Raw genomic sequence first — 20,876 nt, forward strand, 5'->3', positions numbered from 1 at the left:
AGTGTGCGCACTGCCGGGCCGTGACATGGAACAAAGGAGATCCACGATGGCCGACAAACTGATCATTTTCGACACCACCTTGCGCGACGGCGAGCAGTCGCCCGGTGCCTCCATGACCAAGGACGAGAAGCTGCGCATCGCGCGCCAGCTCGAGCGTCTCCGGGTCGACGTGATCGAGGCCGGATTTCCCGCGAGCTCGAACGGCGACTTCGAAGCGGTGGTCGCGATCGCCAACGCGATCAAGGAATCGATCGTCTGCGGCCTGTCGCGCGCCAATGACCGCGACATTTCGCGCGCGGCCGAAGCGCTCAAGGGCGCGGCCCGTGGGCGGATCCACACGTTCATTGCGACCTCGCCGTTGCACATGGAGAAGAAGCTGCGGATGACGCCCGACGAGGTGTTCGAACAGGCGAAGCTGTCGGTGCGCTTTGCGCGCAATCTGATCGCCGATGTCGAGTTCAGCCCGGAGGACGGCTATCGAAGCGACCCGGACTTCCTGTGCCGGGTGCTGGAGGCAGTCATTAACGAGGGTGCCACCACGATCAATGTTCCCGACACCGTCGGCTACGCGATCCCGGAGCTCTACGGCAATTTCATCAAGACGCTGCGCGAGAGAATCCCGAACAGCGACAAGGCGATCTGGTCCGTCCACTGCCACAACGACCTGGGCATGGCGGTCGCCAATTCACTCGCCGGAGTGAAGATCGGCGGCGCCCGGCAGGTCGAATGCACCATCAACGGCCTGGGCGAGCGCGCCGGCAACTGCTCCCTGGAAGAGATCGTGATGGCGGTGAAGACCCGCAAGGACTATTTCGGTCTGGATCTGGGCATCGACACCCGGCACATCGTGGCGGCGAGCCGCATGGTCAGCCAGACGACCGGTTTCGTGGTGCAGCCGAACAAGGCGGTCGTTGGGGCGAACGCCTTTGCGCACGCGTCGGGCATCCACCAGGACGGCGTCCTCAAGGCGCGCGATACCTACGAAATCATGCGTGCCGAGGACGTGGGCTGGACCGCCAACAAGATCGTGCTCGGCAAGCTCAGCGGCCGCAATGCGTTCAAGCAGCGCCTTCAAGAACTGGGCGTGACCATGGAAAGCGAAGCGGACATCAACGCCGCGTTTGCGCGCTTCAAGGAACTCGCCGATCGCAAAAGTGAGATTTTTGACGAAGACATCCTCGCGCTGGTCAGCGACGAGGATCACTCGCACGTTGGGGAACAGTTTGGTTTTGTTTCCCTGGCGCAACATAGTGAAACAGGTGAGCGGCCTCAGGCGCGCATCGTCTTCACCGTGAACGGCAAGGAGGTCACCGGGGAGTCGGACGGCAATGGTCCGGTCGATGCTTCGCTGAAGGCGATCGAAGCGCACGTCAAGAGTGGAGCCGAGATGGTGCTGTATTCGGTCAATGCCATCAGCGGATCGACTGAAAGTCAGGGAGAGGTGACCGTGCGCCTGCAAAATGCGGGCCGGGTCGTCAACGGTGTTGGGGCGGACCCCGATATCGTGGTGGCGTCGGCCAAGGCTTATTTGAGTGCGCTCAACAAGTTGCAGAGCCAAGCTGAGAGAGTTGCGGCACAAGGTTGAAAATTAAAGTGCTCCTTGTTTTCGAATGAAGAAGAGGATGCAAGTAACTGATATTGCGTGCCTTTTTTGATTTCGATACACTGCGGAACCTTATCGTCCGCTGGAGAGTTTTTAATGCCCGAAGCCCGTACAAATCGAGTTTCAAGCCAGCGGTTCCTTCCCGCGTTTCGCATGCTCGCCGTCGCGCTCTGCGCCACGGCGTTTTTGTTGCCTGCCGCCCAAGCCGAGAAGAAGGGACCGGCAACCAAGAAAACGGCTACCGCCGACACCAAGCGTAAGACCGCGTCGGTGCCGACACGTGAAACCGCGTCTTCCGCATCCTCGAAGCGGAAGGCTGGCGCGGACAAGGACGAGAAAGTTGTCAGTGGCGGTCGGAACGTGGTTGCAACGGTTCGCCAAAAGAATGGCCGCACCGTCGTGGCCGTGCAACGCCGTTCCGTCGTACGCGTTGCAGAATCGCCGCGCCTTTCGTTCGGCCAATTGGCCGGACTGCATCAAACACCGGATGCACTCGATCTGAAGTCCAGCGTGGCCCTGGTGATCGACCAGGACACCCATGAAGTGCTCCTGAGCAAGAACGACCACGCCGTTCTTCCCATCGCTTCGTTGACCAAGCTCATGACCGGCCTGCTCATCAGCGAGGCCAAGCTGCCGTCGGATGAACTGATCACCATCACGCAGGACGACGTCGACACCGAGAAGCGAAGCGGCTCGCGCCTGAGCGTCGGGACGACCCTGCCGCGGGGCGAACTCCTTCATCTCGCGCTGATGTCCAGCGAGAACCGCGCCGCGCATGCGCTCGGCCGCACCTATCCCGGTGGTCTCGAAACCTTCGTGAGCGTCATGAACGCGAAGGCGAAGATGCTGGGCATGAAGGACACGAGCTACGTCGAACCGACTGGCCTGTCGAGCCGTAACCAGTCGAGCGCGCAGGATCTGGCCCTGCTGGTGAACGCCGCCTATGCGGACGCCACCGTTCGCCAATTGTCGACCTCGCCGGAGTATCAAGTCGAAGTCGGCAATCGTGTGCTCCAGTTCAATACCACCAATCGGCTGGTGAAGAACCCGGATTGGGATATTGGCGTCCAGAAGACCGGCTACATCAGCGAGGCAGGGCAGTGCCTCGTGATGCAGGCGAAGATTGCAGGCCGCAAGCTGATCATGGTGTTTCTCGATTCGGCAGGGAAGTTGAGCCGTATCGGCGATGCCGAGCGCGTTCGCCGCTGGGTGGAGGCCAATCACATGATCAACAGGGCCGCGCAGCAGCACGTGGCCTCGAGCAACGCGACCTGATTGCCTTCGACCTGATCCCCCGAGCGGGCCGCGTCATCCGTCAGGATCGCGGCCTTTTGCTTTCAGGTTGCGCTTGCCGGACTCGCCTTGTAGCCCAGCGCACTGGAGATCTCGTTCGCGGTAGCCTGCAGCTTCGGCAGCCAGCCGTCGTCCAGCCGGTCGGCGGGAGCGGAGATCGAGAGACCGGCAACCAGCTTTCCCTGGTCGTCATAGATTCCCGCCGCCATGCAGCGAACGCCGAGTTCGAGCTCCTCGTTGTCGCGCGCGATGCCGTACTGGCGCGCCTTCGACAGTTCGCGTTCGAGAACAGGCAACTGCGTGATGCTGTTGCGCGTATGGCCGGCCAGGCCGGTGCGCGTGGCGTAGCTGCGAACACGCTGGGGCTCATCCACCGCGAGGAATAGCTTGCCGGTCGAAGTCAGGTGCAGAGGCGCCCGCCCGCCGATCGCGCGGACCACCTGCATGCCGGAGCGCTCGCTGTAGGCGCGCTCGATGTAGACGATCTCGTCGCCTTGCCGCATGCTCAGGTTCACCGGCTGCTGCGTGAGCTTGTGGAGCTCGCGCATCGGCGCCATCGCGGCATCGCGGACATTCAAGCGGCCTTTGACCAGGTTGCCGAGCTCCAGCAAGCGCATGCCGAGCCGATAGCTTCCAGCCTCCGGGCGGTCGACGAAGCGACCGACCGCCAGGTCATTCAGGATGCGGTGGGTGGTGGACGGGTGCAACCCTGTCTTCTCGCTGATCTCCTTGAGCGAAATCGCTTCTTCCCGCGACGCGAGTACGTCGATCAGCGCGAACATGCGCTCGATCACCTGGATCACGGGAGTAGCGGGAACGTCGGATTGGAGCTTTTTCATTTGCAACACGGTTCGAAGCCGGTCGCGATTTTACTTGGTGAAATGACTCGGTGGTAACCGCCATTGGCCGTCGAGAAGAACTTCGTGCGGGCTGTACCGCGCCTTGTAGTTCATCTTGGCACTGCCCTCGATCCAGTAGCCCAGGTACACATGGGGCAGCCCAAGCTTGCGGGCCTGCTCGATCTGCCAGAGCACGCTGAAGTTGCCGTAGCTCGCGCCAGTCTCCGGCTCATAGAAGGTGTACACCGCGGACAGTCCGTCGTTGAGGACGTCGAGGATGGACACCATCTTGAGCGCACCGGCACTGCCGTCCGGCCGCGTCTCGCGAAACTCCACCAACCGCGAGTTGACGCGGCTTTGCAGCAGGAACTGCGTGTACTGGTCGATGCTGTCATGGTCCATGCCGCCGCCCGCATGTCGGCCGTTCTGGTAGCGCAGGTAGAGCTGGTAGTGCTCGGGCACGAAACACAGCTTGAGCACCCGCGCCTGGAGATCCGAGTGCCGCGACAGCGCACGGCGCTGGCTCCGGTTGGGGGTGAATCCATTGACCAGCACCCGCAGCGGAACGCATGCATTGCACCCGTCGCAATACGGTCGGTACGTGAACATGCCGCTGCGACGGAACCCGCTCAACACCAGATCCGAGTAGGCGTCGTTGTGAATGAGGTGGCTTGGCGTGGCGACCTGGGATCGCGCCTGACGGTCAGGCAGATAGCTGCACGGATAGGGTGCCGTCGCGTAGAACTGCAGCGTGTGGAGCGGGAGGTCCTTGAGGTGCGTCACGTCGTCAAGAAATTTCGCGCGGACAGGAGTTGATCCCAGTATACGGGCTCGAAGCGCCAGGCAGGACCGGGCAATTCGCGGGCGCGGGCCACGTGCGACACGAAGTCGGCTCGCGGCATTTCGTGCGCACCGAGACTGGCGAGGTGGGCCGTGTTCTGCTGGCAATCGATCATCGGGATCCCATGACGCAGGCAGAAGCAAACCAGCGCCGACAGAGCGATCTTGGAGGCGTCCCTCCGCCGCGCGAACATTGATTCGCCGAAGACTGCGCGCCCGATGGCCACGCAATAGAGGCCGCCGACAAGTTCGCCGCCCATCCAGGTCTCGACGCTGTGGGCATGGCCTGCACGGTGGAGCGCGGTGTAGGCGCGCACCATGTCGGGCAGGATCCAGGTTCCGGTCTGGCCGGGGCGGGGCGACTGCGAGCAGTGCGAAATCACCGTTCCGAATGCATGGTCTATGCGGATTTCGCACCGGTTGTCTGCGACAAAGCGGGCAAGCGTCTTGCGCAGGGAGCGGTGCAGGCGGAATTTGCCGACCTGGAGCACCATGCGCGGATCGGGACTCCACCAAAGAATGGGCTGGCCCTCGCTGAACCACGGAAAGATGCCGCTGGCGTAGGCCTGAAGGAGGTTGGCGACATCGAGCGATCCGCCGGCCGCCAGCAGGCCAGGCACGGGGTCGGTATCACCCCACGCCATGGCGGCGTCAGGGAGAGGATCGTTGGGCTCGAGCCAAGGCAGTTGCATGTTCGAATATTTGCACGCTTTGGCTCGAGCGGGATCGCATCGAGCCGAAAGTACCCGAAGACCCTATAGTCGTTCGTGGCCCCGACAAATTCCCACGACCCCAACAAAGGACGACGGTGACAACTGAAACGAACCCCACGCGCTTCGGAAGCGGTCAGGCAGTCAAGCGACTGGAGGATGAAGCCCTGCTGGCCGGCGCCGGCCGCTATACCGACGATGTCTCGGTGCCGGGCCAGGCCTGGCTGAGCTTCGTCCGGTCACCCTACCCCCACGCGAAGGTCGTGTCGATCGATCGTGAATCGGCGGCAGCGATGCCCGGTGTGCTCGGCGTCTTTACCGGTGCGGACCTGGCTGCGGCCGGTGTTCAACCGATGCCCGGTGCCGCAGCCTTCAAGCGCGCCGACGGTTCGGACTGCGCGACGCCCGACCGGCATGTTCTGGCGCAGGACAGGGTACGTTTCGTCGGCGAGCCGGTGGCGATCGTGGTCGCCGAGACGGCGCAGCTGGCGCGCGATGCCGCCGAAGCGGTGATGGTCGAGTACGCGGAACTGCCGATGGTCGTCGACATCGCGGGTGCGACGGCCGGCGGCGCACCGCTCGTCTTCGACGCCGCGACGGGAAACATCGCTGCCGAGATGCGGCACGGCAGTGCGGAAGCAACTGCCCAGGCCTTCGCCAAGGCGAGCCATGTCGTGGAACTCGACATCGTCAACCAGCGCGTCGTTGCGCTCACGATCGAGCCGCGCTCGGTGCTGGCGGACTTCGATGCCGCGTCAGGCCGCATCACCATCCGGATGAGTACGCAGATGCCTTCGGGTGTGCGCGATTCCGTGTGCGCGGCCCTCGGCCTGCCCAAGGAAAAGGTGCGGGTGGTCGTCGGCGACGTCGGCGGCGGCTTCGGCATGAAGACCGGCGCCTATCCGGAGGACATCGCGGTCGCTTTTGCGGCGCATACCTTGAAGCGCGCGGTCAAATGGATCGCGGACCGGAGCGAGGAATTCCTCTCCACGTCGCACGGGCGCGACATCGAGGCGCACGCCGAGCTGGCGCTCGATGCCAACGGAAAGATTCTCGGCCTGCGCATCAGGACACACGCCAACGTCGGCGCCTACGCGACGGGGACGGGGGTGGCGATCCAGCTACTGATCGGACCATGGGTCCAGACCAGCGTCTACGACATCCAGACCATCGATTTCCACTTCAAGGCAGTGCTGACCAACACGGCACCGACCGGCGCCTATCGCGGCGCCGGACGACCGGAGGCGATCTACAACATGGAGCGCCTGATGGACGAGGCGGCTCGCCAGACAGGCATCGACCGCGTCGAGCTCCGTCGCCGGAATTTCATCCGCCCCGAGCAGATGCCGTACAAGAACCCGATGCAGCAGACCTATGACACGGGCCAGTTCGAGTCCGTCATGGACCAGGCGCTGAAGCTCGCCGACTGGGGCGGTTTCGAGGCGCGGGCCGCCGAGTCGAAGCGCGCGGGCCGCGTGCGCGGGCTGGGCATTGCGACCTTCCTCGAATGGACGGGCGGCAATGTCTTCGAGGAGCGTGTCACGGTATCCGTGCAGTCCGATGGCGTCATCGAGGTGTACTCGGCCGTGAACGCCATGGGGCAGGGCATCGCGACCACGCTCGCCCAACTGGTGGTGGACGCCTTCGACGTGCCGATCGAGAAGGTGCGCATCGTTCTCGGCGACACCGATCGCGGCGACGGGTTCGGGAGCGCCGGTTCGCGATCGCTCTTCACCGGCGGTTCGGCGGTGCGGATCGGCGCCGAGCGGACGATCGACAAGGCCCGTGAACTCGCGGCGAAGGAGTTCGAGGTTTCCCCCGCCGATGTTCAGTACGCCGCGGGCCTTTTCAATGTCGCCGGGACCGACCTTCAGCTCGACCTTTTCACGCTGGCAAGCCGGCAGCCCGAGGGCGAAATCTTCGTGGATTCGACCAGCACGGTGTCCGGTCCGACGTGGCCGAACGGCTGTCACATCACTGAGGTGGAACTCGATCCGGCGACGGGCGAGGTGGGCGTGATGACGTACGCATCGGTCAACGACGTCGGCCGGGTCGTCAACCCGCTGATCGTGCGCGGCCAGCTCGAGGGCGGGGCGGTTCAGGGCATCGGGCAGGCGCTCTGCGAGCGCGTCGTGTACGACCCGCAGACCGGCCAGCCGCTGACCGGCAGCCTGATGGACTACGCCGCGCCGCGCGCGGACATCATCGCCACCATGTTCCGCATGGAAATGGACGAATCCACGCCCTGCAAGAACAACCCGCTGGGGGTCAAGGGTGTCGGGGAACTGGGCACCATCGGTGCCACGCCTGCCATCGTGAACGCTGTGGCCGATGCACTGGCGCGCAATGGCATGGCCAAGCTGTCGCCGCGCCTGGACATGCCGTTGACCCCGGACCGGCTCTGGCAGTTGATGAGTTCAGCTGCCTGAAGGCGCCGGCCAGGTCGCTCAGAAGTCTTCGAGCGGCAGGCCGACGTAGTTTTCGGCCAGCGACGTCGACGCGGCGCGGGAGTTGACCAGGTAGTCGAGCTCGGCTTCCTGGATCTTCTGGCCGAATTCGCCGGTTTCGGGAAAGCGGTGCATCAGCGAGGTGAACCACCACGAGAATCGCTCGGCCTTCCAGACGCGGCGCAGGCACAGGTCGGAATAGCGATCGAGCGCGGAGGCCGACTTCTCCGCATAGAAGATCTCGAACGCGCGCGAGAGGTAGCCGACGTCAGCGGTCGCGAGGTTCAGGCCCTTCGCGCCGGTGGGCGGCACGATGTGCGCCGCGTCCCCAGCCAGGAACAGGCTGCCGAAGCGCATGGGCTCGGCCACGAAGCTGCGCAGTGGCGCGATGCTCTTTTCGAGCGATGGGCCGGTGACCAGGCGTTCGCGCGCCTCGGGGTCCAGCCGTAGACGCAGTTCGTTCCAGAATGCGTCGTCGCTCCAGTTCTCGACGCGTTCCTCGGTCGGCACCTGCACGTAGTAGCGGCTGCGCGTGGCGCTGCGCATGCTGCACAGGGCGAAACCGCGCGAGGTGTTGGCATAGATCAACTCGTGCGAAACGGGTGGTACGTCCGCCAGCACGCCGAGCCAGCCGAACGGGTAGATCTTTTCGTACGTGTGGATCGATTGCGACGGCACGCTCGCGCGGCTCACGCCGTGGTAGCCGTCACAGCCGGCGATGAAGTCGCACTCGATTTCATGCGTGGTGCCGTCCTTCTCGTAGCGGACGCGGGGCTTGGCGGTATCGAAATCGTGCAGGCTGACCGATGCCGCGCTGTAGATCGTGGTGAGGCCTTCTGCGTCGCGCGCGGCCATGAGGTCGCGCGTGACTTCGGTCTGTCCGTAGACAGTCACCTGTTTTCCGTCGGTCAGGCCGTGCATGTCGATGCGGTGGCGGGCGCCCTTGAACAGCAGTTCGATGCCCTCGTGCGGGAGCCCTTCCTCGATGGCGCGGGCATCGACGCCGGCCCGCTTGAGCAGGTCCATCGTGACCTGCTCCAGGACGCCGGCTCGAATGCGGCCGAGCACGTAGTCGGCGGTCTGCCGCTCCACGATGATGTTGTCGATGCCGGCCTTGTGCAGCAGCTGCCCGAGCAGCAGTCCTGCCGGTCCGGCCCCGATGATGGCTACTTGTGTTCGCATGGTTGTCTCCAGATGGCAATCCGCGAGCGTAGGGCGGGCCATGGGGTGTTGTCTCGGCGGATGTGCAGGCTGTGTGCGATCATGAGGCCACCTGCGCGATGATCGCGCAACTCTTTCGCCAAATGACCATCGCAAAGCCCGACTTCATCGAAGGCATCGCCAAGGGAATGGCCGTGCTCGAGAGCTTCGACACCGAACGCCAGCGGCTCAATGCCACGCTGGCTGCCGAACGCGCCGGCCTGACCCGTGCCGCAGCCCGGCGGCATCTGCTGACGCTGGCGCATCTCGGCTACCTCGAAACCGACGGCAGCTACTTCTGGATGGCGCCAAAGGTGCTGCGCTTTTCAGGCAGCTACCTGGCGTCCTCGCGCCTGCCGCGCGCGCTGCAGCCCACCCTCAACCGGCTCGCGGCGCAGACGCAGGAGTCGTTCTCGGCGGTGGTGCTCGATGGCGAAGAGGTGGTCATCGTCGCGCGCAGCGGCAGCTACGGCGCGCCGACCCGCGTGCTGGCGTATGGACTGCACCTGGGTGCGCGGCTTCCTGCGCACGCCACGTCGACCGGGCGTGTCCTGCTGGCCGGCCTCGCCACCGCCGAACTCTCGCAATGGCTGAAGGGGCGCACGCTCCCGCGCCTGACGCCCCACACGGTCACGAAGACGAGCGTGCTCCGGCAACGGATCGCCCAGGCCCGCAAGGACGACTTCTGCTTTGCCAGCGAAGAGCACGAACTCGGCGTCCAGGCGCTGGCGGTGCCGCTGCGCGACATGCAGGGGCACACCGTCGCCGCGCTCAACGTGGTGCTTTCGGGCAGTCACCACAACGAAGAGACGCTGCGGCGCGACATGCTCCCGCTGCTCTTCGAGGCGGCGCGGGAAGTCCGGGCGCTTCTCTAGGTGCCGGCGAGCGGCGCTACGATCTCCCGCACTGCGTCCGGAGGACCCAATAGCCATGCGACTCCTGCTGCTTGAAGACGATGTGATGATCGGCGAGACCGTGCTCGACCTCCTGCGAGCCGAGCAGTACGCCGTCGACTGGGTCAAGGACGGCGAGATGGCCGACAGCGCGCTGCGCTCCCAGCAGTACGACCTGGTCCTGCTCGACTTGGGTGTGCCGCGCCGCGACGGGCTGGACGTCCTGCGCGCGTTGCGGGCCCGCAAGCAGCGGATGCCCGTGCTGATCGCGACCGCGCGCGATTCCGTGCAGCAGCGCATCGAAGGTCTCGATGCCGGCGCGGACGACTACGTGCTGAAACCCTACGACCTCGACGAACTCCTCGCCCGCATCCGGGCCTTGCTGCGCCGCGCATCCGGGCGCGCGGAGCCGGTGTACGAGCACATGGGCGTCACGGTGAATCCGACCACCCGCGAAGTCTCGGTGCGTGGCCAGCCGGTGACGCTTTCCGCGCGCGAATGGGCGGTGCTCGAACCGTTGATCGCCCGACCGGGCATGGTGCTTTCCCGTGCCCAGCTCGAGGAAAAGCTCTACAGCTGGAAGGACGAGATCAGCAGCAATGCCGTGGAGGTCTACGTCCATGGACTGCGCAAGAAGCTGGGCGCGGACCTGATCCGCAACGTGCGCGGCGTCGGCTACATGGTGCCGAAGGAATGACCGGCCGATGAAATCCCTGCGTGCGCGCCTGTTGTGGTTCCTCCTGGCCACGATCGTGGTGGCCGCCGGTATCCAGGCGTTCGTGGCCTATCGCACGGTGCTGGAAGAGGCCGACGACATCTTCGACCACCACATGCAGCAGATGGCGCTGTCGCTGCGCGCGGGGTTGCCGCCGAGTGCCACGGTCGGCGGGCTCGGGAATCTCGGGACAGGGGAGGAGAACTTCGAGTTCATCGTCCAGGTCTGGACGGCGGACGGCCTGCTGATCTTCCAGTCCGCGTCGCACCCGGCGCTGCCGCAGCGTGCGGTGCTCGGCTTCTCGAATGTCCAGGCTCGCGGAACCACCTATCGGGTGTTTTCGATGCAGGCCGGCCCGCTGGTGATCCAGGTCGCGCAGGACATGGCGGCGCGTCGGCGGATGGCCGGCTCGCTCGCGCTGCGCACCGTGGGGCCGATCGCGCTGGCGGCGCCGCTGCTCATGCTGGTGGTCTGGTGGGTGGTCAGCTTTTCACTCGCGCCGGTGGCGCGGGTGCGGCGACAGGTTGCGGAGCGGCAGGCGGACGACCTCTCCCCGCTGAGCGAGAGCGATCTTCCCGAGGAAGTCCGACCGCTGGTCCATGAACTCAACCTGCTGTTCGCCCGCGTCCAGAAGGCCTTCGAAGCCCAGAAGCATTTCGTCGCCGATGCGGCGCACGAACTGCGTTCACCTCTCGCTGCGCTGAAGCTTCAGGTGCAGGGTTTGCAGCGTGCAACCGAGGAACCCACCCGCGAGCTTGCAGTGGCGCGTCTCGCTGCGGGCATCGATCGTGCGAGTCGGCTCGTCGAGCAGATGCTCGCGCTCGCGCGCCACGAAGCCAGTGCCGCTTCGGGCGCCGAACGTGAAGAGGTCAGTCTGTCCGAGGTCGCGCGTCTTGCGATCTCCGACGCGATCGCGGGCGCGCAGGCCCGGCATATCGACGTCGGCATCGTGCAGGCCGATCCGGTGAAGGTGGCGGGACAGCCGGAGGCACTCCGGATGCTGCTTCGCAATCTGCTCGACAACGCCATCAAGTACACGCCGGAGGGCGGGCGGGTGGACGTGAACATCGCCGCGCTCCCAGATGGCGCAGAACTGAGTGTGGACGACAACGGTCCGGGCATCGACGCCCCGGAGCGCGAACGGGTGCTGGATCGCTTCTATCGATCCGGCGAACCACAGGCTCCCGGCAGCGGGCTCGGGCTGGCCATCGTGAAGTCGATTGCCGACCTGCATGGCGCGGCCGTGAAACTGGAACGCTCGGAGTCACTTGGCGGGCTTCGCGTGGTGGTGCGCTTTCGGCCCCCGGCCTGAACCGGCGTCGCGGTATATCGCGCATGCGTGCGTGTTTAAGTCGGGCTTAAGCGGGAGCCACGACATTCCTTTCGTCGATTCCCAAAACCTCGAAAGGATCTCAAATGAAGAAAAGTCTGACTTCGCCCCGCGCGCTCGTCCTTTCGCTGGCGGCCGCCGGCGTGATCGGCGCGGCCGCCACCGGCGCGTACACCAGCGCGAACGCAGTCGCGTCCGCCCAGCCGGCCGCAGCCGCGGCTGCGCCGTCCGCGCCGCTGGTTTCCATGCCCGATTTCTCCACCGTCACCGCCCAGACCGGACCGGCGGTGGTCAACATCAGCGTCGTCGGAACCACCAAGACCGCTGCCGCAGAAAGCCCGCAGGGCATCCCCGGCATGGACCCGGATGATCCGATGTACGACTTCTTCCGACGTTTCCAGGGCCAGGGCATGCCGCGCGGCAAGCAACAGCAGCAGCGCGAGGTGCCGGTGCGCGGCCAGGGCTCCGGCTTCATCGTGAGCGCTGACGGCATCATCCTGACCAATGCACACGTCGTGAAGGATGCGACGGAAGTGACCGTCAAGCTGACCGACCGCCGCGAGTTCCGCGCGAAGGTGCTGGGCTCCGATCCGAAGACCGATGTCGCGGTCATCAAGATCGATGCGAAGAACCTGCCGACGCTGTCCATGGGCAAGACCAAGGATCTGAAGGTCGGCGAATGGGTGCTGGCAATCGGTTCGCCTTTCGGCTTCGAGAACACCGTGACTGCGGGCGTCGTCAGCGCCAAGGGCCGCACGCTGCCGGACGACAGCTACGTGCCGTTCATTCAGACCGACGTGGCGGTGAACCCCGGCAACTCCGGCGGTCCGCTGATCAACACGCGCGGCGAGGTGGTCGGCATCAATTCGCAGATCTACAGCCGCAGCGGCGGCTACCAGGGCGTTTCGTTCGCGATCCCCATCGATGTGGCGATCCAGATCAAGGACCAGATCGTCGCCACCGGCAAGGCCAGCCACGCCCGTCTTGGCGTGGCGGTGCAGGAGGTCAATCAGACCTTCGCCGACTCCTTCAAGCTCGACAAGCCGGAAGGCGCCCTGGTGTCGAACGTGGAGAAGGGCAGTCCCGCGGACCAGGCCGGCCTGCGCTCGGGCGACGTGATCCGCAAGGTCGATGGCGATCCGATCGTGGCCTCAGGTGATCTTCCGGCCCTGATCGGGCAGAAGAAGCCGGGCAGCAAGGTCACGCTCGAGGTGTGGCGCCAGGGATCGCGTGAGGAACTCACCGCGAAGCTGGGCGATGCAGCCGAGAAGACTGCGACGGTCGCCAAGAACGAGGATGGCGCATCGCAGGGCAAGCTGGGTCTTGCATTGCGTCCGCTCCAGCCCGAGGAGCAGCGCCAAGCATCGGTCGAGGGTGGTCTGTTGATCGTGAATGTGGGGGGGCCTGCCGCCATGGCAGGCGTTCAGAGCGGCGACGTGCTGCTGGCCATCAACGGCACGCCCGCGAAGAACATCGAGCAGGTTCGCGAAGCGGTGGCGAAGTCCGACAAGTCCGTCGCGTTGCTCATCCAGCGCGACGGCGACAAGATCTTCGTGCCGGTCCGCCTGGGCTGATCGTGCGGTTCGCGAGCCGGGGTCCTTTGAGACTTTGTTCCGGTTCGCGGCCCCTCGTACGGCCCGATGTGCAAAAGTGCCTTGGTCGAAGTTTCTTGCAGCTGTAACAATTCGTGAAACAACTGAATAAGAGATTTCCCTATGGCACTTCGCGATATTGCTCTGACCGTTCTCGAACTGGAACCCAATGAGTTTCATTGGGTCCTGATGGAGCCGGTGCAGGCCGAGTCCGAGGAGTGCCTGGGCTATCGCCCCATCGATTCGTCGACCCAGGGGCTGCCCGACTACTCCGAAGCGCTGATTCAAGGCGCCTCGGCCCTTCGCGTCCTTCAAGGGCTCGCGCCGTTCGGAAAACCGGTCAATGCAGTCGGCTTCGGAGAAACCGGCGGATCCGCGGAAGATCCGATGTCCTTGCCGGACGGCCCCGACTCCTGCATGTTCTCGACCACCGATCACCCGGCGCTGTAATTCTTCGGCACGCGGGTCCTAACGAAGGCCGATGCCGAAATCGATCGCCGTCACTGCGATCACCTTGGCGGCGCGCGAGCGGATGGTCTCCCTTTGCGAAACCCCGCGCAGCACGATCAGGGGCTGCGGGGTCCGGATGCATTCAGGCTTTCGCGGCCGACGCACGAACGGCGAAGAAAACGCGCTCCGAAATCGGGTTGCCAGCACGGCGATCTGTTGCATTCACCGAAATTACGCGAGGCCGGCTGTGTCGGGAATCTCTCTAATGGGGCAATGATCGTCCAGGCGGCATACTCCGGAAGGTCGGAGGATTGGTGTGAGGCAAGCACCAGCGAAAGGGACTGAAGAATGCCAAGACTCATCGTGCTGCAGAAAAACGGATCCGCGCGGCAGGTCACCATCACCACCACCCCATTCGTAATTGGGCGATCGGACGCTAGCGACCTCGTGCTCGACAACCAACTGGTCAGCCGGTCGCACGCAGTGTTCGAGATGGTCGGCGCCGCGATGACGATCCGTGACCTCCATAGTCACAACGGAACCTACGTGAATGGCGAGCGCCGGCAATCGGTCGCCTTGAACAATGGCGATGAAATCAAGATCGGCAGCTACCAAATCCGATTTCTCGGAAACAGCGGGCCTATCGGCGAGGCGCAAGCGCTTCGACTGGTGACGATCCCGGGCAGATTGGACGAAATCGACCTCATCAAACTCGGTGTCAAGCCCGAGTCTTGAAGCGGCCGCTGAGGGCTCCACAGGCGCAGTGTGATACTTTTGGCGGGCGAATCTCTCGCTGACGCCAAAGGGGGGCACATGCGACAAAAACGTAACGACAGTGGCGAGCTGAACTTCCACCTCTTGAAGTGCCTGGTCGCGTTGGTCGACCATTCGCATGTTTCACGCGCAGCCGATGCGTTGTTGATCAGTCAACCTGCCATGAGCCGGGCAATGAGCCAGTTGCGCGCAGTCACCAATGACCCCATCCTCGTCAAAGGCGGCAGCGGCCTCATTCCCACGGCCAAGGCCGTTCAACTGCGCGAATTCGCCGACCGAATCCTTCAGGAAATGGAGCGGCTGCTCGGTAATGCAACGGCTTTCGATCCCACCGTGACCCGGCACGAATTCCGGATGGTCGTTTCGGACTACATGGAGGCGATCTTCATGGAACGCCTGCTGCGGCACCTCGGTGCCGCATTTCCGGGCATTGGCGTCTCGGTTCGACATCCAGTTCATCCGTCGCAATTCACCAAGGTGCTCGAAACCGGCGAAGTCGATTTTGCAATCGGAATACTGCCGTCGGCGCTCCACGATCTTCGTCATCGTCCATTGTTCAAGGACAGGATCGTCTGTGCAGCCAGGGCAGGGCATCGGGCCGCGGGAAAGAAACTCAGCATAGAGGAATTCGCGGCGCTCGAGCACCTCGTCATCAAGCCGAATACCGTGACCTGTTTCGGTGAAATCGTCGACGTGGCGCTCGAAAAGCATGATGTCAGTCGCAACAGCCGTTACGTCACGCCCAACTATCTGACCGCGCCCCAACTGGTTGGAAGCTCCGACATGGTGGCGCTCCTTCCCGAGTTGCTGTTGACGCGCTTTCGTTCGCACATGGATCTGATCGAGATTCAGATGCCGATCGAAGTGCCTCCCCTTGATATCTATTTGTCATGGCACGACCGGACACATCGCCATGCCGCGCACATGTGGTTTCGTGATCAGGTCGTGAAAAGTCTCGATCACGACAATGTGTACTCCTTCGATCAGGTCGTGAAGCAAGAAAATTCGATACGTGCATAGCGATCATTCGCTATCGGCATGGACATCTGATCGGTGACTCTCAATACTTAGCCACCGCCGGAACTTGGCGGCGAGTCGCTGTTCGCGTACCCGCTGAAGTCGTTTGTGTGTTGTATCCGAGCCTCGACGGCACGCGCGGCTGCACGATTCAGAGAGGTCCTTGTGTCAAATCGAACCATCCGATCCGTTGACGATCTGGCGCAACTGCCAGACGGAGAGTTGCTGTCATGCCTTGGCGCATTGCGTGCAGGCATTGTCGAAGCGAAGCGCCAGCATGCCATCGCGCTGCGGGAACACCTCATTCCTGTCGATTCGCCCTTCGTATTCTCTTCATTCAACTGGCGACCCAAGGGGCCGCAGAGACTCGATACACCGATTCAGCTGAAGCCCGACACGCCGATCGACGAGATTTCCGTTCGCGCGAGTGCGCGTGAAGCATTGAGAGAACTGAGCATCTTCTGCATCGAAGATCTCTCCGCGATCAGCGAGCAGGAGTTGTTGCAGGAAGAGGCGATCGGCGCCAAGACCGTGGGACGTCTGAGGGAGATCCTGGCGCGCGTCGGGCTGGATTTCCTTCCGAATCCGAATACGGAAGAGCGTGCGCGCGAGCAGAGCAAGGCCGTGCTCGCGCTTCCCTACGAGGCGCGTGCGCTTGCATTGCGCAACCTTGAAGATTCCGCGCCGGTGTCGGCGTTGGGTCTGCGTTCATCCACCTTGAGCCGCGCCTTGGCGAATGGCCATGACATGGTGGGCGACCTGCGCCGCCTTCCGCTGCTCGTGCTGTGCGAGAACTACGGCAAGCGCGAGGCGCGCGAGATCTACGATCTGCTGATGCTGACGGACCGCCCGTTTGCCGGTTCTGCGGCCCCGATCGAACTGTGGCGACATGGCTTGGCCTCGACCAAGGAACTGTCGATTCCAACGGCGCCGGAAACACCGATCGGGGAATTGCGCCCTTGGCTCGGCACGTCCGTCGACTCCCTGGGGGCGTGCGGAATTCATACCCTCGGAGCCCTGCGCGTCGCGGCCTCGCGCGGTGACGTTGCCTCATTCAGGGGAATCGGCCGAGTCACCGCCGAGCGCGTGGTGGGCTTCCTTGGCGCTTATGTCACGCCTCAGCCCTATCGCCGTGGGGTGTCGGCCACGGCAGGCTGAATCCGGTTCCTCGATGCGGGGACTTGGTGCAACATGTCGCATCCGATGACCCGAACCAACCCATGAAACTGCACCTGTGCCTTGCTTCTCTGGCGATGAGCCTGCTCGTTTCGCTGCCGGCGAACGCCCAGCCGGAACCATCGAAAAAGACGGAGGCCGATTGCTATGCCCAGCAGGCGGCCCTCGAAAAGGACATGAGGGATGCGCGTTCCAGAGGACAGATGCTGCGCCGCCGGCAACTTCAGGAGTCGCTGGACGCGCTGCGTGCTCGCTGCGATGAAATCGCGTCCAGGGATACGCACGAAGCCCGCGTGATGCGACAGAAGAACGTGATCATGCAGCTCCGGCTCGACCTCGCCAGCGCCGAAGACGAGCTGCGGCGGCTTGTTTCCGAGAAGAAGAAATAAAAGCGCGAGACGACTGTCGCTGTCCGCTACGTCATTTCTTCGAAGACAGCCGATCACGTACCGCGGTGACGTGATCGCCGACGTGGCTGATGGCGTCGTGCAATTGCGCTTCGGTGCAATGCAGTTCCCGGCACCAGTACTGCAACTCGACAGGGTCCAGCGTATTGATCCGTCCGGGATCCAGCGGCTTGAAGTGGTTCATATCGACAGACATGTCTGCTCCTTCACGATTCCCCAAGCAAGTCTTATAGGAGGGGAGCGCGGCGACTTCAAGTCCGATGCGTCGAAATGCATTGATGGCCGGCAAAGACCACCAAAAGAAAATGCCCCGCCATCGTTTGGATAGCGGGGCATTCCAGAGGCCTTGCGGCTTGTAGTGGCTCCTCGACCTGGGCTCGAACCAGGGACCTACGGATTAACAGTCCGGCGCTCTACCGACTGAGCTATCGAGGAACAAGACTTAAATTATAGCGTCTTTTTTTGGCCTTCCCGAAGGCATGAAAAAATCTTTGAAGTTCTTTATCGTGCGTTCGCCGGGTCGGCGACGATGCGCATGAGTTTAGCCGCTGCAGCTTCGGGATCCGGGTCGGCGACCAGCGCGCGAACCACCGCGACCGAGCCGACGCCGGTGTCCAACACTTCGGGCATGCGTGCGACGTCGACACCGCCTATGCCGACTTGCGGATAGCCGCGCATCAGCCGTGCATAGGCTGCGAGCCGCGCAACGCCTTGCGGCGCGGTGGCCATCTGCTTGAGCGTGGTGGGATAGATCGCACCCATCGCGATGTAGCTCGGGCTCACCGCGTCGGCGCGGACCATTTCCGCGTAGCCGTGCGTGCTCACGCCGAGGCGGATGCCGGAGGCGCGGATGGTCTTCAGGGCCTCGGGTGTCAGCGCATCGAGGTCTTCCTGCCCGAGGTGCAAGCCGTAGGCTTGCGCCTCGATGGCCGCACGCCAGTGATCGTTGATGAAGAGCAGGCTGCCGGTGCCCTGGACCGCCCGGACTGCCGCGCTCACTTCGCGCGCAATCGCCTGGTCATCGCTCGACTTGAAACGCAGCTGAACGGTGGGAACGCCCGCGCGCGCCATGCGACCGACCCACTGCGCATCCGGCAGCACCGCATAGAGACCGAGCTTCTCCGGGCAGGGTGGGAATGCGTCTTCCCGAACTCCCGGAGGAAACGGCCGCATGCCGAAGTCGGCTGGATGTTCGGGCCATGCGTTAGCGTCGAACCTTCCAGCGCGTTGGGTCTGTGCCTGCCAGGCCCGCGCGAGGCATTCGGCATCGATGTCGATGAATCCGAGTGTGGTGCATGCCTGCTTGGCGCCGCGATAGATGGGATCTTCCGACGAGAAAGAGGCAGCGTCGCCGGCGAACTCGCCGAAGCGCGAGGCGTGTGCCGCGACGATGGATCGCGCAATCACGTCGGGTGTGTCAAGTTCAGTCATCGCGTTCGATGTGTTCATTGCGTGGAAGCGTGATGCCAGAACGGCGTGCCCAGCACGGGGGTGCTCGGCTGTGCGGACTCCTGCGCGGCCATGGCGCCCGCGAGGTGCGCCCCGCGGCCGGCCTGCACGGCATCCGCGAACGCGCCTGCCATGGCGACCGGGTCCTGCGCCAGTGCCACCGCGGTATTGAGCAGCACGCCGTCGAATCCCCACTCCATGACCTGGCATGCGTGAGAGGGCAGGCCCAGCCCGGCATCGACGAGCAGCGGAACATCGAGACGTTCGCGCAGCACCTGCAATGCGTAGGGATTGACGGGTCCGCGCCCGGTGCCGATCGGCGCTGCCCACGGCATCACCGCCTGGCAGCCGACGTCGACCAGCCGCTGGCACAGCACGAGGTCTTCGGTGCAATAGGGCAGCACCTGAAAGCCGTCGCGGATCAGTCGCGAGGCGGCATCGACGAGGTTCAGGGTGTCCGGCTGCAGGGTGTAGTCGTCGCCGATCAGTTCGAGCTTGATCCACGGCGTCTCGAAAAGCTCGCGCGCCATCTGCGCAGTGGCGATCACTTCCTGCACGCTGTGGCAGCCGGCGGTGTTGGGAAGCATCGGCACATCGAGGCGCTTCATCAGCTCCCAGAAGCCGTTGTCGGTGCCCGGCCCGTTCGGCGTTGCGGTCTGCCTGCGCAATGACGCGGTCAGCATCGCGGGCTTGGCGCGCCGTACCGCGGCCTCGAGAACATCGGGCGAGGGGTAGCGCGCCGTGCCGAGCAGAAGGCGGCTTTGAAAGCGCTGTCCGTAGAGAACGAGCGTGTCGCTGTCGTTTGGATGTGTCATGGTTCTTCTCAGCCCCCGGTGACCGGTCGGATGACTTCGATGCGATCGTCAGTCTGCAGCGCATGCGATTCATAGTGGGAGCGGGGCACGAACTGGCGATTCACCGCCGCGGCGAACGGCGGCGTGGCATTGATGAGGCGCAGCGCATCGGCGAGCTTCGCTTCCGGCGGCAGCGTGTGAGGAATGTCGTTGATCAGGATGTTCATGGGAGGATTTCTTCCAGGCCGGACGCCAGGTCGAATCGGCTCGCGAGGGATGAATGCCCGGTCGCGAGCAGTTCCACCGCCACGTCGAGCACCGCCGGCGCGATCATGAAGCCGTGCCTGTAGAGGCCGTTGATCTGCATGACGCCGGGCCGGGGCTGCCGCACGGCAGGCAGGTTGTCGGGCAGGGTGGGGCGGCACTGCGTCGCGATCTCGATGATGCGCGCTTCGGCAAAACCGCTGTGCACTGCGTACGCAGCACTCAGGAGTTCGAGCGTCGAACGCACGCTCGCGGGCGACATGTCGTCCGATTCGATCTCGGTGGCGCCGATCACGAACACGCTGCCGGGCTTCGGCGCGATGTAGAGCGGATAGCGCGGATGCACCAGCCGCGTGGGCCGATGCAGCGTGACCTCCGGCGCATGCACGCGGATCACTTCGCCGCGCACCCCACGCAGGGCGCTCCATTCAGGGCGCGCGCCGAGGCCGCGGCAGTCGATAACGCGGTCGGGCTGCCCGGCCTCGCCTGGCCTGAACTCATCGAGCGTGCGCGGCGAATCCCAGTGCAGGCGGACCTGCGGCATGGCCTGCAGCGTGGCGAGAAGCGCTGCGAGCAGCTCGCGGTTGTCGAGCTGGCCTTCGTCCGGCAGCAGCAGTCCTTGCGCGAACCGACGGCCGAGCGATGGTTCCAGGGCATCGATGGCGGCCGCATCCAGCTTCTGCATGGCCGGCAGTTCGGGGACGGCATCGTTCGTTCCCGTCAGCACACGGGCCAGCCGTGCCGCTTCGGAAGCGTCCTGACGATGCCAGAGCACCAGCGTGCCTTCGCGTTGAAAGAACACGGGCCTGTCGAGCGACGCGATCAGCGCGGGCCAGCGCGAAAGCGCGTAGTGCCCCATCCGGACGACCGAAGGCGGCGCCACGGCGGACTCGGCCAAGGGCGCCAGCATCGCGGCAGCCACGCGGGCCGCCGCACCGTTCGCGTCCGGGCCGCCGGCTTCGTAGAGATCCACCTTGCAGCCGGCCTGAGCCAGCGTCAGTGCGAGAAGACGCCCCATGAGGCCGGCACCAAGGATCGCGGCATGGCGGAAAGGAAATTCGATACGGCTGGTCATCGATCCCT

The 20,876-nt window shown here is 64.2% G+C and carries 22 protein-coding genes and 1 tRNA gene; 12 read left to right on the plus strand and 11 right to left on the minus strand.

The features are described from left to right. Nucleotides 1-46: 46 nt before the first annotated feature. Together WKW77_RS00285 and WKW77_RS00290 are read left to right on the plus strand one after the other, a co-directional pair. Complete coding sequence (locus WKW77_RS00285) at nucleotides 47-1,585, plus strand: 2-isopropylmalate synthase (RefSeq protein WP_340354829.1); 1,539 nt, start codon at nucleotides 47-49, stop codon at nucleotides 1,583-1,585. Between the two features lie 114 nt (nucleotides 1,586-1,699). Continuing rightward, on the plus strand, nucleotides 1,700-2,878 hold the full coding sequence (locus WKW77_RS00290; RefSeq protein ID WP_340354830.1) for a serine hydrolase: 1,179 nt from the start codon (nucleotides 1,700-1,702) through the stop codon (nucleotides 2,876-2,878). Nucleotides 2,879-2,940: 62 nt separating this feature from the next. On the opposite strand, the gene WKW77_RS00295 is transcribed toward WKW77_RS00290, so the two are convergent. The 3 genes from WKW77_RS00295 to aat are packed head-to-tail and all read right to left on the minus strand — an operon-like array spanning nucleotide 2,941 to nucleotide 5,267. Then, the gene (locus WKW77_RS00295) at nucleotides 2,941-3,735 is read right to left on the minus strand and encodes an IclR family transcriptional regulator (protein WP_340354831.1); all 795 of its coding nucleotides are present in this window, start codon (nucleotides 3,733-3,735) and stop codon (nucleotides 2,941-2,943) included. A gap of 30 nt (nucleotides 3,736-3,765) precedes the next feature. Further along, a complete protein-coding gene (locus WKW77_RS00300; RefSeq protein ID WP_340354832.1) occupies nucleotides 3,766-4,518 on the minus strand; it encodes an arginyltransferase in 753 nt (250 codons plus the stop codon). After that, on the minus strand, nucleotides 4,515-5,267 hold the full coding sequence (gene aat / locus WKW77_RS00305; protein WP_340354833.1) for a leucyl/phenylalanyl-tRNA--protein transferase: 753 nt from the start codon (nucleotides 5,265-5,267) through the stop codon (nucleotides 4,515-4,517). Before aat ends, WKW77_RS00300 begins: the two co-directional genes overlap by 4 nt. Nucleotides 5,268-5,383: 116 nt before the next feature. On the opposite strand from aat, the gene WKW77_RS00310 reads away from it, so the two are divergent. Then, nucleotides 5,384-7,714 carry a xanthine dehydrogenase family protein molybdopterin-binding subunit gene (locus WKW77_RS00310; RefSeq protein ID WP_340354834.1) on the plus strand — a complete coding sequence of 777 codons (2,331 nt, stop codon included), beginning with the start codon at nucleotides 5,384-5,386 and terminating at the stop codon, nucleotides 7,712-7,714. 18 nt (nucleotides 7,715-7,732) lie between these two features. Here the strand turns inward: WKW77_RS00310 and pobA are convergent, their stop codons facing one another. Then, entirely contained in the window at nucleotides 7,733-8,914 is a 1,182-nt protein-coding gene (pobA, locus tag WKW77_RS00315) for a 4-hydroxybenzoate 3-monooxygenase (protein ID WP_340354835.1), read from the minus strand. Between the two features lie 122 nt (nucleotides 8,915-9,036). Between pobA and WKW77_RS00320 the strand changes: the two genes are divergently transcribed. From WKW77_RS00320 to WKW77_RS00340, 5 genes are all read left to right on the plus strand, one after another. After that, entirely contained in the window at nucleotides 9,037-9,807 is a 771-nt protein-coding gene (locus WKW77_RS00320) for an IclR family transcriptional regulator domain-containing protein (protein ID WP_340354836.1), read from the plus strand. 55 nt (nucleotides 9,808-9,862) lie between these two features. After that, nucleotides 9,863-10,522: a response regulator gene (locus WKW77_RS00325; protein ID WP_340354837.1), complete on the plus strand. Its 660-nt coding sequence runs from the start codon at nucleotides 9,863-9,865 to the stop codon at nucleotides 10,520-10,522. A gap of 7 nt (nucleotides 10,523-10,529) precedes the next feature. Further along, nucleotides 10,530-11,852, plus strand: a complete 1,323-nt coding sequence (locus tag WKW77_RS00330; protein WP_340354838.1) for an ATP-binding protein — start codon at nucleotides 10,530-10,532, stop codon at nucleotides 11,850-11,852. Nucleotides 11,853-11,956: 104 nt separating this feature from the next. Next, nucleotides 11,957-13,444: a DegQ family serine endoprotease gene (locus WKW77_RS00335; protein WP_340354839.1), complete on the plus strand. Its 1,488-nt coding sequence runs from the start codon at nucleotides 11,957-11,959 to the stop codon at nucleotides 13,442-13,444. 141 nt (nucleotides 13,445-13,585) lie between these two features. Next, on the plus strand, nucleotides 13,586-13,912 hold the full coding sequence (locus tag WKW77_RS00340; protein WP_340354840.1) for a hypothetical protein: 327 nt from the start codon (nucleotides 13,586-13,588) through the stop codon (nucleotides 13,910-13,912). Nucleotides 13,913-13,930: 18 nt separating this feature from the next. Here WKW77_RS00340 and WKW77_RS00345 read toward each other — a convergent pair whose 3' ends face one another. Further along, complete coding sequence (locus tag WKW77_RS00345) at nucleotides 13,931-14,134, minus strand: hypothetical protein (protein WP_340354841.1); 204 nt, start codon at nucleotides 14,132-14,134, stop codon at nucleotides 13,931-13,933. 126 nt (nucleotides 14,135-14,260) lie between these two features. Here WKW77_RS00345 and WKW77_RS00350 point away from each other — a divergent pair, with 126 nt between their 5' ends. The 4 genes from WKW77_RS00350 (at nucleotide 14,261) to WKW77_RS00365 (ending at nucleotide 17,268) form a co-directional block, all read left to right on the plus strand. After that, entirely contained in the window at nucleotides 14,261-14,647 is a 387-nt protein-coding gene (locus WKW77_RS00350; RefSeq protein WP_340354842.1) for an FHA domain-containing protein, read from the plus strand. 78 nt (nucleotides 14,648-14,725) lie between these two features. After that, entirely contained in the window at nucleotides 14,726-15,706 is a 981-nt protein-coding gene (locus tag WKW77_RS00355) for a LysR family transcriptional regulator (protein WP_340354843.1), read from the plus strand. Between the two features lie 162 nt (nucleotides 15,707-15,868). Beyond that, a complete protein-coding gene (locus WKW77_RS00360; RefSeq protein ID WP_340354844.1) occupies nucleotides 15,869-16,861 on the plus strand; it encodes a helix-hairpin-helix domain-containing protein in 993 nt (330 codons plus the stop codon). A 62-nt stretch (nucleotides 16,862-16,923) separates the two neighbouring features. Continuing rightward, a complete protein-coding gene (locus tag WKW77_RS00365) occupies nucleotides 16,924-17,268 on the plus strand; it encodes a DUF1090 family protein (RefSeq protein WP_340354845.1) in 345 nt (114 codons plus the stop codon). Nucleotides 17,269-17,299: 31 nt separating this feature from the next. Here WKW77_RS00365 and WKW77_RS00370 read toward each other — a convergent pair whose 3' ends face one another. From WKW77_RS00370 to WKW77_RS00395, 6 genes are all read right to left on the minus strand, one after another. Continuing rightward, nucleotides 17,300-17,482, minus strand: a complete 183-nt coding sequence (locus tag WKW77_RS00370; RefSeq protein WP_340354846.1) for a DUF3606 domain-containing protein — start codon at nucleotides 17,480-17,482, stop codon at nucleotides 17,300-17,302. 163 nt (nucleotides 17,483-17,645) lie between these two features. Beyond that, nucleotides 17,646-17,721 (minus strand) — tRNA-Asn (locus WKW77_RS00375). A 66-nt stretch (nucleotides 17,722-17,787) separates the two neighbouring features. Beyond that, nucleotides 17,788-18,717, minus strand: coding sequence for a thiamine phosphate synthase (locus WKW77_RS00380; protein WP_340354847.1), 930 nt, complete (start codon nucleotides 18,715-18,717; stop codon nucleotides 17,788-17,790). 14 nt (nucleotides 18,718-18,731) lie between these two features. After that, nucleotides 18,732-19,550 carry a thiazole synthase gene (locus tag WKW77_RS00385; RefSeq protein ID WP_340354848.1) on the minus strand — a complete coding sequence of 273 codons (819 nt, stop codon included), beginning with the start codon at nucleotides 19,548-19,550 and terminating at the stop codon, nucleotides 18,732-18,734. Nucleotides 19,551-19,558: 8 nt separating this feature from the next. Continuing rightward, complete coding sequence (thiS, locus tag WKW77_RS00390; protein WP_093158452.1) at nucleotides 19,559-19,756, minus strand: sulfur carrier protein ThiS; 198 nt, start codon at nucleotides 19,754-19,756, stop codon at nucleotides 19,559-19,561. Continuing rightward, nucleotides 19,753-20,868 (minus strand): FAD-dependent oxidoreductase, encoded by a 1,116-nt coding sequence (locus tag WKW77_RS00395; RefSeq protein ID WP_340354849.1) that lies wholly within the window; start codon nucleotides 20,866-20,868, stop codon nucleotides 19,753-19,755. Before WKW77_RS00395 ends, thiS begins: the two co-directional genes overlap by 4 nt. Nucleotides 20,869-20,876 lie beyond the last annotated feature (8 nt).

Source organism: Variovorax ureilyticus (genome assembly GCF_037889935.1).
Lineage (GTDB): Bacteria > Pseudomonadota > Gammaproteobacteria > Burkholderiales > Burkholderiaceae_C > Variovorax > Variovorax ureilyticus.

Bases quoted from the DNA above. Each gene is read 5' to 3' on its own strand.
- WKW77_RS00295 (WP_340354831.1), bottom strand. From the start codon at position 3,735: ATGAAAAAGCTCCAATCCGACGTTCCCGCTACTCCCGTGATCCAGGTG.
- WKW77_RS00380 (WP_340354847.1), bottom strand. From the start codon at position 18,717: ATGACTGAACTTGACACACCCGACGTGATTGCGCGATCCATCGTCGCG.
- WKW77_RS00395 (WP_340354849.1), bottom strand. From the start codon at position 20,868: ATGACCAGCCGTATCGAATTTCCTTTCCGCCATGCCGCGATCCTTGGT.
- WKW77_RS00370 (WP_340354846.1), bottom strand. From the start codon at position 17,482: ATGTCTGTCGATATGAACCACTTCAAGCCGCTGGATCCCGGACGGATC.
- WKW77_RS00385 (WP_340354848.1), bottom strand. From the start codon at position 19,550: ATGACACATCCAAACGACAGCGACACGCTCGTTCTCTACGGACAGCGC.
- WKW77_RS00345 (WP_340354841.1), bottom strand. From the start codon at position 14,134: ATGCAACAGATCGCCGTGCTGGCAACCCGATTTCGGAGCGCGTTTTCT.
- WKW77_RS00330 (WP_340354838.1), top strand. From the start codon at position 10,530: ATGAAATCCCTGCGTGCGCGCCTGTTGTGGTTCCTCCTGGCCACGATC.
- WKW77_RS00355 (WP_340354843.1), top strand. From the start codon at position 14,726: ATGCGACAAAAACGTAACGACAGTGGCGAGCTGAACTTCCACCTCTTG.
- pobA (WP_340354835.1), bottom strand. From the start codon at position 8,914: ATGCGAACACAAGTAGCCATCATCGGGGCCGGACCGGCAGGACTGCTG.
- thiS (WP_093158452.1), bottom strand. From the start codon at position 19,756: ATGAACATCCTGATCAACGACATTCCTCACACGCTGCCGCCGGAAGCG.
- WKW77_RS00365 (WP_340354845.1), top strand. From the start codon at position 16,924: ATGAAACTGCACCTGTGCCTTGCTTCTCTGGCGATGAGCCTGCTCGTT.
- WKW77_RS00335 (WP_340354839.1), top strand. From the start codon at position 11,957: ATGAAGAAAAGTCTGACTTCGCCCCGCGCGCTCGTCCTTTCGCTGGCG.
- aat (WP_340354833.1), bottom strand. From the start codon at position 5,267: ATGCAACTGCCTTGGCTCGAGCCCAACGATCCTCTCCCTGACGCCGCC.
- WKW77_RS00325 (WP_340354837.1), top strand. From the start codon at position 9,863: ATGCGACTCCTGCTGCTTGAAGACGATGTGATGATCGGCGAGACCGTG.
- WKW77_RS00320 (WP_340354836.1), top strand. From the start codon at position 9,037: ATGACCATCGCAAAGCCCGACTTCATCGAAGGCATCGCCAAGGGAATG.
- WKW77_RS00290 (WP_340354830.1), top strand. From the start codon at position 1,700: ATGCCCGAAGCCCGTACAAATCGAGTTTCAAGCCAGCGGTTCCTTCCC.
- WKW77_RS00350 (WP_340354842.1), top strand. From the start codon at position 14,261: ATGCCAAGACTCATCGTGCTGCAGAAAAACGGATCCGCGCGGCAGGTC.
- WKW77_RS00340 (WP_340354840.1), top strand. From the start codon at position 13,586: ATGGCACTTCGCGATATTGCTCTGACCGTTCTCGAACTGGAACCCAAT.
- WKW77_RS00285 (WP_340354829.1), top strand. From the start codon at position 47: ATGGCCGACAAACTGATCATTTTCGACACCACCTTGCGCGACGGCGAG.